This window comes from Vibrio panuliri, from assembly GCF_009938205.1.
Taxonomy (GTDB): Bacteria; Pseudomonadota; Gammaproteobacteria; order Enterobacterales; family Vibrionaceae; genus Vibrio; species Vibrio panuliri.
This window is the reverse complement of record NZ_AP019654.1, coordinates 2,918,655-2,933,230: the sequence shown is the minus strand read 5'-3', so window position 1 is coordinate 2,933,230 and position 14,576 is coordinate 2,918,655. Positions and strand designations below refer to the sequence as shown.

Genomic DNA, 14,576 nt, shown 5'->3' with positions numbered 1-14,576 from the left:
GTCACTTATGTTGCATATCGTTAAAAGCATTCACTCACTAACGGAACTGGCCTCCCTATATAAAGAGGGCGACCAAGTGATATTGGTTGAAGATGCGGTTTATGCCAGCAATGCACAACACCCAGCTTTTCCTATACTCAAGTCTTTAGCGGTATGTGTATTAGCAGCAGACGTGCAGGCGCGTGGTATTCAGAATCGAGTCAGCCCTTCAATCACGCTTGTTGACTTTTCAGCATGGGTAGACTTAAGCGCAGAGCAAGCGAACTCCCTAACTTGGAGTTAGGTTTACTTGCACTCTAATCGCTGACGAAATGTTATTGTCCTCTCGAAGGATAAAAAAGATCTGTATATTTCTTGACACACATCTCACTGCTGCATAGAATTTTGCGTCCCATATTGCCATTGGTAATTTGGGATAGATTTTTCACAAAGCTTACTTTCAAGTAAATCAGGAGCTAGTTAATGGCAACTATTAACCAGTTGGTACGCAAACCACGTGCAAAGCAAGTTGTTAAAAGCAACGTGCCTGCACTAGAAGCGTGCCCACAAAAACGTGGTGTATGTACTCGTGTTTACACTACTACACCTAAAAAACCTAACTCAGCACTTCGTAAAGTTTGTCGTGTACGTCTGACAAACGGTTTCGAAGTTACTTCGTACATCGGCGGTGAAGGTCACAACCTTCAAGAGCACTCAGTTGTTCTAATCCGTGGTGGTCGTGTTAAAGACCTTCCAGGTGTGCGTTACCACACTGTTCGCGGCGCACTAGACTGTGCTGGCGTAAATGACCGTAAACAAGGTCGTTCTAAGTACGGTGTGAAACGTCCTAAGTCTTAATGGATTCCGTTAAGTAAGGCCAAACACTAAATTATTTTGAATTTTTTGAAAAAACTGAAAAGTTTTGGATAAAACCTGAAGAAGACAACGGAGAAAATCCATGCCACGTCGTCGCGTTATTGGTCAGCGTAAGATCCTTCCAGATCCAAAGTTCAAATCTGAACTGCTGGCAAAATTCGTTAACATCCTAATGGTTGACGGTAAAAAATCTACTGCAGAGAAAATCGTTTACACTGCACTAGACACTATGGCTGAGAAATCTGGTAAAGATCACTTAGCTGTATTCGAAGAAGCTCTTGAAAATGTACGCCCAGCGGTAGAAGTTAAATCTCGCCGTGTAGGTGGTTCAACTTACCAAGTGCCAGTAGAAGTACGTCCGGTTCGCCGTAACGCACTTGCTATGCGCTGGGTTGTTGAAGCTGCGCGCAAGCGTGGTGAAAAATCTATGGCTGCTCGCCTAGCTGCTGAAATGCTAGACGCGTCAGAAAACAAAGGTACTGCTGTTAAGAAACGTGAAGACGTTCACCGTATGGCAGAAGCGAACAAAGCATTCGCTCATTACCGCTGGTAATACCTTTATAGTGCTGCAAGTTTCCTTGCAGCACTTCTTTAGTTCCTACGCATTTGCTAGGAACTATTGCTATATCTGGGGGTTAGCTTTTTCAACACTCCTTGGTCATAGCAATAGTCCCTACGTTAAGAGGATTCAACCGTGGCCCGTAAAACTCCTATTGAGCGCTACCGTAATATCGGTATCTGTGCGCACGTAGATGCAGGCAAAACCACCACAACTGAACGTATTCTGTTCTACACTGGTCTCTCTCACAAAATCGGCGAAGTTCACGATGGTGCAGCAACCATGGACTGGATGGAGCAGGAGCAAGAGCGTGGTATCACTATCACATCTGCTGCAACGACGACTTTCTGGCGCGGTATGGAAGCACAATTCCAAGATCACCGCATCAACATCATCGACACCCCTGGACACGTTGACTTCACTATCGAAGTAGAGCGTTCTTTGCGCGTACTTGATGGTGCCGTTGTTGTATTCTGTGGCTCTTCTGGTGTTGAACCTCAGTCTGAAACTGTATGGCGTCAAGCTGATAAATACCACGTACCTCGCATGGTATTTGTAAACAAGATGGACCGCACTGGTGCAGACTTCCTACGCGTTGTTGATCAAATTAAAAACCGTCTTGGTGCGAACCCAGTTCCAATCCAACTAAACGTTGGTGCAGAAGAAGAGTTCAAAGGTGTTATCGACCTTATCAAGATGAAAATGATCAACTGGAATGAAGCCGATCAAGGCATGTCGTTCACATACGAAGACATTCCAGCTGACATGATCGAGCTTGCTGACGAATGGCGCAACAACCTAGTTGAAGCGGCAGCAGAAGCAAGTGAAGAGCTAATGGATAAGTACCTTGAAGAAGGTGAACTGTCTGAAGTAGAGATCAAGCAAGCTCTACGTACTCGTACACTAAACAACGAAATCGTACTGGCTACTTGTGGTAGTGCGTTTAAGAACAAAGGTGTGCAAGCAGTACTAGACGCAGTGGTTGAATACCTACCGTCTCCAGTTGATGTACCTGCGATTAAAGGTATCGACGACGACGAGAACGAAGTTGAGCGTCATGCTGACGACAACGAACCGTTCGCAGCTCTAGCATTTAAGATTGCAACTGACCCATTCGTGGGTACGTTAACGTTTATGCGCGTTTACTCTGGTGTAGTAAATACAGGTGATTCTGTTTACAACTCAGTAAAAGGCAAGAAAGAGCGTTTTGGCCGTATCGTTCAGCTACATGCTAATAAGCGTGAAGAAATTAAAGAAATTCGCGCTGGCGATATCGCTGCTGCAATCGGTCTGAAAGATGTAACGACCGGTGAAACTCTATGTGACCAGAACCACAAAGTGATTCTAGAGCGCATGGAATTCCCTGAGCCAGTTATTCAGATTGCAGTAGAGCCTCGCTCTCAAGCAGATCAAGACAAGATGGGTATCGCGCTAGGTAAACTAGCGGCAGAGGATCCTTCTTTCCGCGTGGAAACCGACGATGAAACAGGTCAGACTCTGATCTCAGGTATGGGTGAACTTCACCTAGACATCATCGTTGATCGTATGAAGCGTGAATTCAGCGTTGACTGCAACGTTGGTAAACCTCAGGTTGCTTACCGTGAGACCATTCGTGGCACTGCGGAAGTGGAAGGCAAGTTCGTTCGTCAATCTGGCGGTCGAGGTCAATACGGTCATGTATGGATCAAACTTGAGCCTTCTGAACTGGGTGAAGGTTTCGTCTTTGTTGATGAGATCGTGGGTGGTGCCGTTCCTAAAGAGTACATTAGCTCTGTAGCGAAAGGTATTGAAGAGCAAATGAACAGTGGTGTTCTAGCGGGTTACCCTGTTCTAGATATTAAAGCTACACTGTTTGATGGCTCTTACCATGATGTCGATTCAAGCGAAATGGCGTTTAAAATCGCAGGTTCAATGGCATTCAAGAAAGGCGCACTAGAAGCTAGTCCTGTCATTCTTGAACCAATGATGAAAGTTGAAGTAACTACGCCTGAAGATTGGATGGGTGATGTTGTTGGTGACTTAAACCGTCGTCGCGGCATGATCGAAGGTATGGACGAAGGTCACGCTGGTCTTAAGATCATCCGTGCTCAAGTACCTCTATCTCAAATGTTTGGTTATGCAACAGACCTACGTTCTGCAACTCAAGGTCGCGCCTCATACTCAATGGAGTTCCATGAGTATGCGGAAGTGCCGAAGAACTTTGCAGATGCAATCATTGCAGAGCGTGGTTACTAATTGACGAAGGGTCGTAAAAAAAGTCCTAGACTTTTTTGCAGATCAATACGTCCAAATATTGCGCTGACGGACGTTGGCGCATAAAATAGCAGATTCTGGCGCGTCGATGATCAATTCTGGTCACGACGAATCATAACTAGGAAGGAACACGAACGTGTCTAAAGAAAAATTTGAACGTGTAAAACCGCACGTAAACGTTGGTACTATCGGCCACGTTGACCACGGTAAAACAACTCTAACTGCAGCTATCTGTACTACTCTTGCAAAAGTTTACGGCGGTGCTGCTCGTGACTTCGCATCTATCGATAACGCTCCAGAAGAGCGTGAGCGCGGTATCACAATCTCTACTTCACACGTAGAGTACGACACTCCAACTCGTCACTACGCACACGTAGACTGTCCAGGACACGCTGACTATGTTAAAAACATGATCACTGGTGCTGCACAGATGGACGGTGGTATCCTTGTAGTTGCTGCGACTGATGGTCCAATGCCACAAACTCGTGAGCACATCCTACTAGGCCGTCAGGTTGGTATCCCTTACATCATCGTATTCATGAACAAATGTGACATGGTTGATGATGAAGAGCTTCTAGAGCTAGTAGAAATGGAAGTTCGTGAACTTCTATCTGAATACGACTTCGGTGATGACCTACCAGTTATCCAAGGTTCTGCACTAGGCGCACTAAACGGCGAAGAGCAGTGGGAAGCTAAGATCGTAGAACTAGCTGAAGCACTAGACACTTACATCCCAGAACCTGAGCGTGCAATCGATATGCCATTCCTAATGCCTATCGAAGACGTATTCTCAATCCAAGGTCGTGGTACAGTAGTAACTGGTCGTATCGAGCGCGGTATCCTAAACGTAGGTGACGAAGTAGCAATCGTTGGTATCAAAGATACTACAACTACTACTTGTACTGGTGTTGAGATGTTCCGTAAGCTTCTTGACGAAGGTCGTGCTGGTGAGAACGTTGGTGCACTTCTACGTGGTACTAAGCGTGATGAAGTTGAACGTGGTCAAGTACTAGCTAAGCTTTGGTTCAATCACTCCACACACTAAGTTCGAATCAGAAGTATACGTACTGTCTAAAGATGAAGGTGGTCGTCACACTCCATTCTTCAAAGGCTACCGTCCACAGTTCTACTTCCGTACAACTGACGTAACTGGTGATATCTCTCTACCAGAAGGCGTAGAAATGGTAATGCCAGGCGACAACATCCAAATGACTGTTGAGCTAATCGCACCAATCGCAATGGACGAAGGTCTACGTTTTGCGATCCGTGAAGGCGGCCGTACAGTAGGTGCTGGTGTTGTTGCTAAGATCTTCGCTTAATTCTTAAGAATTAAATGAAATCTTGCACACTTCTTCGTTAGAAGAATGCGCATCTAGAAAAAGGGAAGCTTAGGCTTCCCTTTTTCATTTTTAGTTATATCGTTCTATCCCATCTTGATTCTTTGTCGCTCCAATCAAAACAAAAACTTACTCTTACCTAGATTTCTCGTCCTTCACGTTTAGCTGCGTATAAAGCCTGTATTGCCACGTATGTCTCTTTAGATATAACAAATCGGTATTAATAATTTTATAAATCTAACTGGTAGTAAGAACTATTCCTGTTTATATTACATCTACAAACAGTGGTCGTTGAGAATAGAAATGTACGTTTGCCTTTGTCATGGTGTATCCGATAAAAAAATCAGACAGTTAGTACTCGAAGAGGGGATTGCTGATATGCGCAGCATCAAGCGCTGTACCGCACTCGGTTCGCAATGTGGTAAATGCATCAAGCAAGCCAAACAGATAATTAACGAAACGGCTCCGCAATTGTACAAGCAAGCCTGCTAAAACAGCAGGGCGCCTTTTTGACTCTTGGTTGATTGGTTCTACAGTTAAATGAACCAACGAGGAGGGTTATTCCATGAAAGGCGATCCCATCATTATCCAGCATCTCAATAAAATTCTCGGTAACGAGCTGGTTGCGATTAATCAATATTTTCTTCATGCCCGCATGTACAAAGATTGGGGCTTAAAGCACCTTGCAGACAAGGAATATCATGAGTCGATCGATGAAATGAATCATGCCGATCATTTGATTGAGCGAATCCTGTTTTTGGAAGGACTTCCGAACCTACAAGATCTCGGTAAGTTGATGATTGGTGAAGACACCAAAGAAATGCTTGAGTGTGACCTTAAACTCGAGATGATGGCGATACCCGATCTTAAGGCTGCGATTGCTTACGCTGAAGATGTTCATGACTACGTTTCGCGCGATCTATTCCAAGATATTCTTGAAGATGAAGAAGAGCATGTCGATTGGCTGGAAACCCAGTTAGGCTTGATTGAAATGACCGGTATTCAAAACTATCTTCAGGCGCAGTTTGTTGACGACGATGAAGAGTAAAAGGGCGTCCCGAAACGAGGGACGCTACCATTAGCGAAACAAAATCACTCCCCAAGTGATGACAACCAAGCAAAGGGAAGCAAATACGGCTGCCGAGCCAATGTCTTTTGCTCGACCACTTAGCTCGTGGCGCTCTGGACCAATTCTATCAACCACCGCCTCAATGGCAGAGTTGACCAGCTCTGTAATGATGACGACAAACAGCGTTGCAATCATCACGGCTTGTTCAACAGGTGTGACGGGCAAGAAGAAAGTAATGGCTGTCATCACGAGCAATAAGACACTCTCTTGGCGAAAAGCAGCCTCGTTAACCCATGCTGCTTTTAATCCCTGCATTGAATATTGGGTCGCATCGATGATTCTTTTGATGCCGGTTGCACCTGGTTTCATTGTGTTGCCTTATGTTGTTGGGTTGTGCAGCTTGAAAAGATATCAAGTTCAGGTTGGTACTCTGAGGTCGTAATATCCATCAAACCCAGCACGGAATGGAAAAAGTTATCATGAGAAATTGGCTGTTGCGCCGCTTGCTTTAAACAGCGTTGCTCTAGCCCATGCTTTACCAATGTATGTTTGGATAGCCAAGTCACCATGGGTACATGGGTTTGGCTCTCTGGTGCGATAGCTGCGGGAAGTCCGTGAAGATACACGCCATTTTCACCGAGTGATTCACCGTGGTCAGAAACATACAGCATACTGGTATTAAAGTTGTTCTCATGTTGTTGAAGGATATCAATCACTTCGCTGAGTAAGTAATCGGTATAGAGCAGCGAATTATCATAGGTGTTCATCAATGCTTCTCGGCTGCAGTTTTGAATGTCAGCCGTGTCACACGTGGGGGTAAAACGCTTAAACTCTTCAGGGTATCGCTTATAGTAAGTCGGTCCATGGCTGCCAAGCAAGTGCAAGACAATGACGGCGTCCTCTTTTAGTGAGGATATATGCTGTTCTAATCCTTCTAGCAGGATACCATCATAGCAGCTTCCCCATTGGCAGTAACGTTTGTTATTGGTATCGCGAGCATCAATATAGGTCACCCGATCGCAAGCACCTTTACACCCACTGTTATTGTTTTTCCACAGTACGTTGACGCCAGCATGTTGCAATATATCCAACAGCCCTTCTTGATTGCGCGCTTGGGAAGCACTGTAGTTTGCTTTGCTCATGTTCGAGAACATGCAAGGCACCGATACGGCAGTACAAGTTCCACACGAAGTGACATTCGGGTAGTTGATGACGCCATCTTGCTTGGCAAGAAAAGCATTGGTCTCTTTCTCATAACCATTAAATGCCGAGTTTTCAGCCCGTGCTGTCTCGCCGATAACCAGCACCATCAAGTTCTTTCGCGAGTTTGTGAGATTACTATTTTGAGCATCAAGACCAATCTGCAAAAATGGTTGATTGGCTTCATATAGCCGATTGTTAGCAACTCTCACGGTCGCGGTGATGTAGTTGGTTGGGTTTATTGCTGAGGCCAGTTCTTTGTGATTGCGAAACAAAGAGGCATAGTCTTTAAAGTAAAGTGATGCAACACAGGTGACGATAAGCAACGAAGCTATAATGTTCACCGTTTTGAGCAGCAGCTCTCTACCGAGTGAGTAGAAGCGAATCTTACTCTGACTGACGAGTAGTAACGGCACGACAGCAAGCGCAAAGAACCAAAAACAGACTGACCATGAAAGGTAGCTGGTTGCTTCGCCAATATCGGTTTCAATAACGCTGACGATCATTCCATAGTTAAACACCACACCATATTGCGTCATAGCATAAGTCGCTCCGGCAGAAGCGACAATCAGAAAAGGCACTACGATGCGATGGATCAATGGCCAGATAAGCAACGTAAACAGTACATTCATGATGGCGAACATCATAAATGGTAAAGAGAGTTTAAAGCCAAATGAGGCATTCGGCATGGTGTGAAATATAGCTGCAAGCCTTTCCCAAAAAGCGATGTTTTGCATCGACGCAAAGAATGCGGCAACCAACATGGTATAGGTAATACTGTTTAATCGAATTTTCATTACAATGCTTTATCGTTAAAAATGATTTAATGGGTTTCATGTTTGATTTTTATGTATCATATACAACATTAAATATGAGTTCAAACCGGTGAGCTGGTGATGTTTTGTGTTTGTTCGTGTTTCATTACAGGTTGGCTTGACTAGGAACTGAGCTTTTCCAAGGCGATGAGGCTTTTCGAGATAAAGCGTATTTCTCACTTAGTTTGTCAACGCTTCTAGACGTATCTTTTATCTTGCTTAAATTTTCTGCTTTATGTAGAATTCGTGCTCTTAAATTCTCGGTCAATTATCTTTCGTTCCTTGCTTCCTCTGGATGACCGAGCCATTTGTGGAAGCTGAATAATCCGTAAGGAGCAACACATGCGTCATTACGAAATCGTATTCATGGTGCACCCAGATCAAAGCGAGCAAGTTGCTGGCATGATCGAGCGTTACACTGGTTCAATCACTGAAGCTGGCGGTACTATCCACCGTCTAGAAGACTGGGGCCGTCGTCAACTAGCGTACCCAATCAACAAGCTTCACAAAGCTCACTACGTTCTAATGAACGTTGAAGCTGACCAAGCTGTAATCGATGAGCTAGAAACTGCTTTCCGTTACAACGATGCAGTTCTACGTAACATGATCATGCGTACTAAAGCGGCAATCACTGAGCCATCAATCATGCTTAAGCAGAAAGAAGAACGTTCTGCAAAGCGTGAAGAGCGTGCTGAATCTGCTGCTGAGTAATTGATTGTATGACCAATCGAATGGAGCTAAGCGGCACTGTTGCTAAGCCTCCGATTCGTTCAAAAAGCCCAAGTGGAATTGAGCACTGCCGTTTTTGGTTAGAGCACCGTTCCACGGTAATTGAAGCCGACTTACCACGCCAAGTTTATTGTCGTATGCCAGTCGTCGTCAGTGGGGCAAGGTCAACAGCGTTAACTCACAACTTAGTACAAGGCAGTAACATTAAGGTAGGCGGCTTTGTCACTTACCAAACCGGCCGAAATGGCGTAGGTAAATTAGTGTTGCATGCCGACAACATTACTCAAATTTAAGATCAGGAGATAGCCCATGGCTCGTTTCTTCCGTCGTCGTAAATTCTGCCGTTTCACTGCAGAAGGCGTACAAGAGATTGATTACAAAGACGTAGCAACTCTTAAAAACTACATCACTGAAGCTGGTAAAATCGTTCCTAGCCGTATCACTGGTACAAGCGCTAAATACCAACGTCAACTAGCTCGCGCTATCAAGCGTTCACGCTACCTAGCACTACTACCGTACACTGACAAGCATCAGTAATCGGTCGGTTTATTAAGAAAGAGGATTAAACAATGCAAGTTATTCTACTTGATAAAATCGGTAACCTAGGTGGTCTTGGCGACACAGTAAACGTTAAATCTGGCTACGCTCGTAACTTCCTTATCCCTCAAGGTAAAGCGGTTATGGCTACTAAAGCTAACGTTGAAATGTTCGAAACTCGCCGCGCTGAACTAGAAGCTAAAGTTGCTGAGCAACTAGCTGCTGCTGAAGCACGTGCAGAGAAAGTTAACGCACTAGAAGCTGTTGTTATCGCATCTAAAGCTGGTGACGAAGGTAAACTATTCGGTTCTATCGGTACTCGTGACATCGCTGACGCAGTTACTGCTGCTGGCGTTGAAGTTGCTAAGAGCGAAGTTCGTCTTCCTGAAGGCGCTCTACGTACAACTGGTGAGTTCGAAATCAGCGTTCAACTTCACTCTGAAGTTTTCGCGACAGTTAACCTACAAGTTGTTGCTGCTGACTAATATCAGTATCAAGACGTATTTTAAAAGCACCTCTTTGAGGTGCTTTTTTTATATCTCTAGGATGGATTATCACTTAAAAAACGAAGAGAAGATTAACAGAGAAGATACTGTCGGAGTTCTGTAGTCCTTCTGGAACCTGATCGTGATATTGGCGGGAGTATGCCAGCTTAAGCGCAATGTCTTCAGTAATCGCATTGGTTACACTCGCATCGGTATCGATACGCGTGTTGCTACTACCTGATACTAGCGTCATGGTCGCTGCCAGTGATAAATTATCCAGCGCTTGCCAGCGGGAGCTTATGTTGCCACGAAAGATGGCCTCTTCAACGATATCAGGGAAAATAATATCGTCGTCATCAATTTCATCTAAGTTAGGCTCTTGATAACGAAAGCCCGGTCCCATTTCCACTTCCAATACAAAGTCTTCGGTATTGGCAAATTGATAACCTAAACCACTAGAGAGCGTATAGTCCTTGTAGTAGGCGCTATATCGTGAATCGACGCCTTTAAAACTGCCGTAAAGATAGGTTTTAGGGCTTAACTTATAGTCCGTTTGCGCACTGTAAGTCGATTGGCGTTTGTCTTCCTCGCCATCCTTATAAAGTAAGTAAAACTTCCACTCCGCGCTGGTACGGTGACGCCCTCGAACATATTCTGCGTCGAGTCGTGAGTTGAGCGATTCAGAGTCGGAGTTGCCAGAGTGAGCTTGATAGCCAAACTCAACTTCACTTTTCCACGGCGATGGGACGTCAATGTCACTAGCGGTGTCCGTTTCATGAGCGTGCGCCAATGTCGCACTCAATAAACCCATACAGGCCAACCAAACTTTTGTCACAAAGATCCTCATCAGTAATAAACAAAAACACTGCGCCTACAAAATAGCACGAAATGGTAACTGTATCGCATTTCTTCTTGGTCAAGTAGAGGTTAATTATTACCACAAAGCGACAATCTTTGAGCCAATGGAAGACAAGCGTTCGAATCTCGTTATAATAATCGGTCATAGCAAGTAGTTGAGCAGAACCATGGCAGATACCAGACCCGATAATCGCAAACGCAACAAACCAGATGCACAAGTTGATGCAATTAAAGTTCCACCTCATTCTTTGGAAGCTGAGCAGTCAGTCATTGGTGGTTTATTGCTGGATAACGAGCGTTGGGATACGGTGGCTGAGCGTGTCGTCGCGCGCGATTTTTATAGTCGCCCGCATCGAATCATATTTGAAGCGGTGCAGCGAATTTTAGAAGACAGTAAGCCGCTGGATTTGATCACCCTTTCTGAACACCTAGAGTTGCATGAGCAGCTCGATGATGTGGGTGGTTTTGCTTATCTTGCTGACCTAGTTAAAAATACCCCAAGTGCTGCCAACATTAATGCTTATGCGGATATTGTCGCAGAGCGTGCCGTGGTTCGTGAGTTGATTGGCGTAGCGAACGATATCGCCGATGCCGGTTATGATCCGCAAGGTCGCTCATCGGAAGATTTAGTCGACTTAGCTGAAAGCAAAGTGTTTGCGATTGCCGAGTCACGTACCAAAGAGAGTGATGGTCCGCAGAACGTCGACAACATTCTTGAAAAGACACTCGAGCGTATCGAGCTACTTTACAAGTCGCCTCAAGATGGTGTCACAGGGGTAGACACTGGCTTTACCGATCTCAACAAAAAGACGGCAGGCTTACAAGGTTCAGACTTGGTTATTGTCGCGGCACGTCCATCGATGGGTAAGACAACCTTTGCGATGAACCTGTGTGAAAATGCGGCGATGGTGCAAGAGAAGCCAGTGCTGATTTTCTCGCTAGAGATGCCAGCCGAACAAATTATGATGCGTATGCTCGCCTCACTCTCTCGTGTTGACCAAACTAAGATTCGTACAGGTCAATTAGATGATGAGGATTGGGCGCGTATTTCTTCTACCATGGGAATCCTCATGGAGAAGAAGAACATGTACATTGATGACAGTTCGGGTCTCACGCCGACCGAAGTTCGTTCCCGTGCACGTCGTATCGCTCGTGAACATGGCGGTTTGTCGCTGATCATGGTCGACTACCTTCAGTTAATGCGTGTACCGGCGTTATCGGACAACCGTACTTTGGAAATCGCGGAAATCTCTCGCTCATTAAAAGCATTAGCAAAAGAGCTAAATGTGCCTGTTGTGGCGCTATCTCAGTTAAACCGTTCCCTAGAGCAACGTGCAGACAAACGCCCAGTTAACTCAGACTTGCGTGAATCAGGCTCTATCGAGCAGGATGCTGACTTGATCATGTTTATTTACCGCGATGAGGTCTACAACCCAGATAGCTCAATGAAGGGGACGGCAGAAATCATTCTTGGTAAGCAACGTAACGGTCCGATCGGTTCGGTTCGATTGACTTTCCAAGGGCAATATTCGCGTTTTGATAACTACGCTGGCCCTGCCTTTGATATGGATGACGAGTAATAGTATGAGTTATATGAAGGCGGCAACCGCTCAGATCGACCTCGCGGCTCTTAAGCACAATTTACAGTTGCTTAAACAGCAAGCGCCCAACAGTAAAATGATGGCTGTGGTTAAAGCCAATGGCTATGGGCATGGTTTAAACCAGATCGCTAAAAACGCCAATGTGGCGGATGCCTATGGGGTAGCGCGAATTGAAGAAGCGCTGCAATTGCGCGCGGTAGGTATCGTGAAACCGATCCTATTGTTAGAAGGTTTCTATTCACCGGGCGACTTACCCGTTTTGGTTACCAACAATATTCAGACTGTGGTGCACTGCATTGAGCAGCTTGAAGCGCTTGAAAATGCCATTCTTGAAACGCCAGTGAAAGTGTGGCTTAAAGTCGACAGTGGTATGCATCGTTTGGGGGTTCGCCCTGAACAGCTAGAAGAATTTATTACTCGTCTAAAAGCGTGTGACAATGTGGCGCAGCCACTCCGTTATATCAGCCATTTTGCCTGTGCTGATGAACTTGATAAACCAGCCACCGTCCAACAGATTGAGCTGTTCCGCTCTCTGACTGATGGTTGCAGTGGTGAGCGCTCGCTAGCCGCCTCTGCGGGAGTGCTTGCGTGGCCTGAGAGTCACTTAGATTGGGTAAGACCAGGCATTATTATGTATGGCGTGTCGCCATTTGCTGATAAGTCAGCGGAAGAGCTGGGCTTTAAGCCAGTAATGACCCTTAAATCCCATCTCATCGCAGTGCGTGATGTGAAGCAAGGCGAAAGCATTGGCTATGGCGGAATTTGGACCAGTGAGCGCGATACGAAAGTGGGTGTGATTGCGATAGGTTACGGGGATGGTTATCCGCGTACCGCCCCTAACGGCACACCTGTTTATGTTAATGGTCGTAAAGTGCCGACTGCAGGGCGCGTTTCTATGGATATGTTAACGGTCGATCTAGGACCGCAAGCAACTGATAAAGTCGGTGATGAAGCGATTTTATGGGGTAAAGAGCTCGCGGCTGAAGAGGTGGCGGCACATATTGGTACCATCGCTTACGAATTGGTGACTAAGCTCACTCCTCGCGTTGAAATGGAATATTCAGAGTAACGGATGAATAAAGCAGTCACGACCAGCGCTCTCATTATTAGTAGTCTTTTAGCACCAAAGGTTTTTAGTCAAGATAAAGACAGTGCTATTGTGCCGTTCTTTTTTAGCACCGAAACCATGGGTGCAACGTATGGCTTAGCTGGTGTGGCAAAAGGCGTCGGACAACCACAAGCCGCACTATTTGGTATGGGGCTTTACTCATCGAAAGACAGTTATCTGACTTTCCTCTCGGCATATAACTATGCTCTTAGCTCTGAGCTACTGTTCACCGCGCAAATGTATCAAGCGCATTTTAATGAGATGCCCTATTACCTTGGCTCTCAGGGAAAAAATGACTCTCGATACGAAGATAAAACTGTCACCAATAGCGATGAAGAGCACTATCAAGCGGAGTTTAAATACTTACTGCCGTGGGGAACCTTTAAAAATGAAGGGCTCAATGGGGTATTTAAACCTCGTCGAAATGTCACAACGGCTTCACCGCTTGAGTCAGGTGTCTCCTCAATCAGTTTCACGCCATTCTATTCGTTACGTAAACTCGATGCGCGAGACCGAGAAGGCGAGTTAGCGACAGGTTTTAAGCTAACATTTGATTGGGACAATCGGGATAGTGTACGTAATTCAAGCCGTGGCTCTCATACCGCATTGGATATTACGCTTGGCGACCAAAACTGGGGGTTCTCCGACGCTTGGGTTAAGTGGGAGTTTCAAAATAGCCACTATTTTGCGCTTGGTCCACTAGGCGACTTGTTTGATCAACAAGTAGTAGCCTTTGACATCTATACCGCAGATACCCCCACTTGGAATCAATGTAATGGCAATCAATGTGCAAGACCGCCAGAACAAGAGCAAGTGAGTTTAGGTGGCCTGTATCGTTTGCGAGGTTCTACCTCTGGTCGATACCATGGTCGTTCGGCAATCCACTACTCAATGGAGTATCGCGTGATGCCTGAGTGGCAACCGCTCAACGATATTCCAGTGATTAACTACTACAATATGCCATGGTGGCAGTGGGTAGTCTTCCTTGAGTCTGGTCGAGTGGCTGATGAGTACAATCTAGAGACGTTACATCAAGACATGCAATGGAATATCGGCGCGGCAGTACGTTTTCAAGTGGAAGGCATTGTCGTGCGCGCTGAAATCGCGGAAGGATCCGATGAAGGCATGTTTAGAGTCATGATCAATCAGCCTTTCTAGCGTTTGTGTTTT

16 protein-coding genes and 1 pseudogene are annotated in these 14,576 nt (G+C 45.6%); 14 read left to right on the top strand and 3 right to left on the bottom strand.

Going from position 1 to position 14,576, the window contains the following annotated elements; translation table 11 throughout:
* Nucleotides 1-7 precede the first annotated feature (7 nt).
* The 7 genes and pseudogenes from tusB (at nt 8) to bfr (ending at nt 6,052) form a co-directional block, all read left to right on the top strand.
* Nucleotides 8-283, top strand: coding sequence for a sulfurtransferase complex subunit TusB (gene tusB, locus GZK95_RS13415; protein ID WP_075709693.1), 276 nt, complete (start codon nt 8-10; stop codon nt 281-283).
* A 179-nt stretch (nt 284-462) separates the two neighbouring features.
* Nucleotides 463-837 carry a 30S ribosomal protein S12 gene (rpsL, locus tag GZK95_RS13410; RefSeq protein ID WP_004399892.1) on the top strand — a complete coding sequence of 125 codons (375 nt, stop codon included), beginning with the start codon at nt 463-465 and terminating at the stop codon, nt 835-837.
* A gap of 100 nt (nt 838-937) precedes the next feature.
* Nucleotides 938-1,408: a 30S ribosomal protein S7 gene (gene rpsG / locus GZK95_RS13405; protein WP_053397177.1), complete on the top strand. Its 471-nt coding sequence runs from the start codon at nt 938-940 to the stop codon at nt 1,406-1,408.
* A gap of 141 nt (nt 1,409-1,549) precedes the next feature.
* Nucleotides 1,550-3,649, top strand: a complete 2,100-nt coding sequence (gene fusA / locus GZK95_RS13400) for an elongation factor G (RefSeq protein WP_075709694.1) — start codon at nt 1,550-1,552, stop codon at nt 3,647-3,649.
* Between the two features lie 154 nt (nt 3,650-3,803).
* Nucleotides 3,804-4,986, top strand: a pseudogene (gene tuf / locus GZK95_RS13395) (elongation factor Tu).
* Between the two features lie 321 nt (nt 4,987-5,307).
* Complete coding sequence (locus GZK95_RS13390; RefSeq protein ID WP_075652509.1) at nt 5,308-5,496, top strand: (2Fe-2S)-binding protein; 189 nt, start codon at nt 5,308-5,310, stop codon at nt 5,494-5,496.
* Nucleotides 5,497-5,569: 73 nt separating this feature from the next.
* A complete protein-coding gene (bfr, locus tag GZK95_RS13385; protein ID WP_075708958.1) occupies nt 5,570-6,052 on the top strand; it encodes a bacterioferritin in 483 nt (160 codons plus the stop codon).
* 30 nt (nt 6,053-6,082) lie between these two features.
* Here the strand turns inward: bfr and GZK95_RS13380 are convergent, their stop codons facing one another.
* Complete coding sequence (locus GZK95_RS13380; protein WP_075716383.1) at nt 6,083-6,442, bottom strand: diacylglycerol kinase; 360 nt, start codon at nt 6,440-6,442, stop codon at nt 6,083-6,085.
* A complete protein-coding gene (gene eptA, locus GZK95_RS13375) occupies nt 6,439-8,070 on the bottom strand; it encodes a phosphoethanolamine transferase EptA (protein ID WP_075716382.1) in 1,632 nt (543 codons plus the stop codon). The genes GZK95_RS13380 and eptA overlap by 4 nt, the downstream gene beginning before the upstream one ends.
* A 360-nt stretch (nt 8,071-8,430) precedes the next feature.
* Here eptA and rpsF point away from each other — a divergent pair, with 360 nt between their 5' ends.
* From rpsF to rplI, 4 genes are read left to right on the top strand one after another with little or no spacing between them, the layout of a single operon-like run.
* Nucleotides 8,431-8,799: a 30S ribosomal protein S6 gene (rpsF, locus tag GZK95_RS13370; protein WP_075708955.1), complete on the top strand. Its 369-nt coding sequence runs from the start codon at nt 8,431-8,433 to the stop codon at nt 8,797-8,799.
* An 8-nt stretch (nt 8,800-8,807) separates the two neighbouring features.
* A complete protein-coding gene (gene priB / locus GZK95_RS13365) occupies nt 8,808-9,110 on the top strand; it encodes a primosomal replication protein N (RefSeq protein ID WP_075708954.1) in 303 nt (100 codons plus the stop codon).
* 16 nt (nt 9,111-9,126) lie between these two features.
* Nucleotides 9,127-9,354 (top strand): 30S ribosomal protein S18, encoded by a 228-nt coding sequence (gene rpsR, locus GZK95_RS13360; RefSeq protein ID WP_000090472.1) that lies wholly within the window; start codon nt 9,127-9,129, stop codon nt 9,352-9,354.
* A 32-nt stretch (nt 9,355-9,386) separates the two neighbouring features.
* Nucleotides 9,387-9,839 carry a 50S ribosomal protein L9 gene (rplI, locus tag GZK95_RS13355; protein WP_075708953.1) on the top strand — a complete coding sequence of 151 codons (453 nt, stop codon included), beginning with the start codon at nt 9,387-9,389 and terminating at the stop codon, nt 9,837-9,839.
* A gap of 73 nt (nt 9,840-9,912) precedes the next feature.
* Here the strand turns inward: rplI and GZK95_RS13350 are convergent, their stop codons facing one another.
* A complete protein-coding gene (locus tag GZK95_RS13350) occupies nt 9,913-10,650 on the bottom strand; it encodes a DUF481 domain-containing protein (RefSeq protein WP_075708952.1) in 738 nt (245 codons plus the stop codon).
* 214 nt (nt 10,651-10,864) lie between these two features.
* On the opposite strand from GZK95_RS13350, the gene GZK95_RS13345 reads away from it, so the two are divergent.
* The 3 genes from GZK95_RS13345 to GZK95_RS13335 are packed head-to-tail and all read left to right on the top strand — an operon-like array spanning nt 10,865 to nt 14,564.
* Nucleotides 10,865-12,277 carry a replicative DNA helicase gene (locus GZK95_RS13345; protein ID WP_075708951.1) on the top strand — a complete coding sequence of 471 codons (1,413 nt, stop codon included), beginning with the start codon at nt 10,865-10,867 and terminating at the stop codon, nt 12,275-12,277.
* A 13-nt stretch (nt 12,278-12,290) separates the two neighbouring features.
* Nucleotides 12,291-13,367, top strand: a complete 1,077-nt coding sequence (gene alr, locus GZK95_RS13340; protein ID WP_075708950.1) for an alanine racemase — start codon at nt 12,291-12,293, stop codon at nt 13,365-13,367.
* Nucleotides 13,368-13,370: 3 nt separating this feature from the next.
* Nucleotides 13,371-14,564: a BamA/TamA family outer membrane protein gene (locus tag GZK95_RS13335; RefSeq protein ID WP_075716381.1), complete on the top strand. Its 1,194-nt coding sequence runs from the start codon at nt 13,371-13,373 to the stop codon at nt 14,562-14,564.
* Nucleotides 14,565-14,576: the final 12 nt, after the last annotated feature.

Excerpts from the sequence above, each read along its gene's own strand:
- rpsG (WP_053397177.1), top strand. The coding sequence starts at position 938 with ATGCCACGTCGTCGCGTTATTGGTCAGCGTAAGATCCTTCCAGATCCA.
- alr (WP_075708950.1), top strand. The coding sequence starts at position 12,291 with ATGAAGGCGGCAACCGCTCAGATCGACCTCGCGGCTCTTAAGCACAAT.
- priB (WP_075708954.1), top strand. The coding sequence starts at position 8,808 with ATGACCAATCGAATGGAGCTAAGCGGCACTGTTGCTAAGCCTCCGATT.
- GZK95_RS13390 (WP_075652509.1), top strand. The coding sequence starts at position 5,308 with ATGTACGTTTGCCTTTGTCATGGTGTATCCGATAAAAAAATCAGACAG.
- rpsF (WP_075708955.1), top strand. The coding sequence starts at position 8,431 with ATGCGTCATTACGAAATCGTATTCATGGTGCACCCAGATCAAAGCGAG.
- GZK95_RS13335 (WP_075716381.1), top strand. The coding sequence starts at position 13,371 with ATGAATAAAGCAGTCACGACCAGCGCTCTCATTATTAGTAGTCTTTTA.
- rpsL (WP_004399892.1), top strand. The coding sequence starts at position 463 with ATGGCAACTATTAACCAGTTGGTACGCAAACCACGTGCAAAGCAAGTT.
- GZK95_RS13345 (WP_075708951.1), top strand. The coding sequence starts at position 10,865 with ATGGCAGATACCAGACCCGATAATCGCAAACGCAACAAACCAGATGCA.
- eptA (WP_075716382.1), bottom strand. The coding sequence starts at position 8,070 with ATGAAAATTCGATTAAACAGTATTACCTATACCATGTTGGTTGCCGCA.
- bfr (WP_075708958.1), top strand. The coding sequence starts at position 5,570 with ATGAAAGGCGATCCCATCATTATCCAGCATCTCAATAAAATTCTCGGT.
- GZK95_RS13380 (WP_075716383.1), bottom strand. The coding sequence starts at position 6,442 with ATGAAACCAGGTGCAACCGGCATCAAAAGAATCATCGATGCGACCCAA.
- rplI (WP_075708953.1), top strand. The coding sequence starts at position 9,387 with ATGCAAGTTATTCTACTTGATAAAATCGGTAACCTAGGTGGTCTTGGC.
- rpsR (WP_000090472.1), top strand. The coding sequence starts at position 9,127 with ATGGCTCGTTTCTTCCGTCGTCGTAAATTCTGCCGTTTCACTGCAGAA.
- tusB (WP_075709693.1), top strand. The coding sequence starts at position 8 with ATGTTGCATATCGTTAAAAGCATTCACTCACTAACGGAACTGGCCTCC.
- GZK95_RS13350 (WP_075708952.1), bottom strand. The coding sequence starts at position 10,650 with ATGGGTTTATTGAGTGCGACATTGGCGCACGCTCATGAAACGGACACC.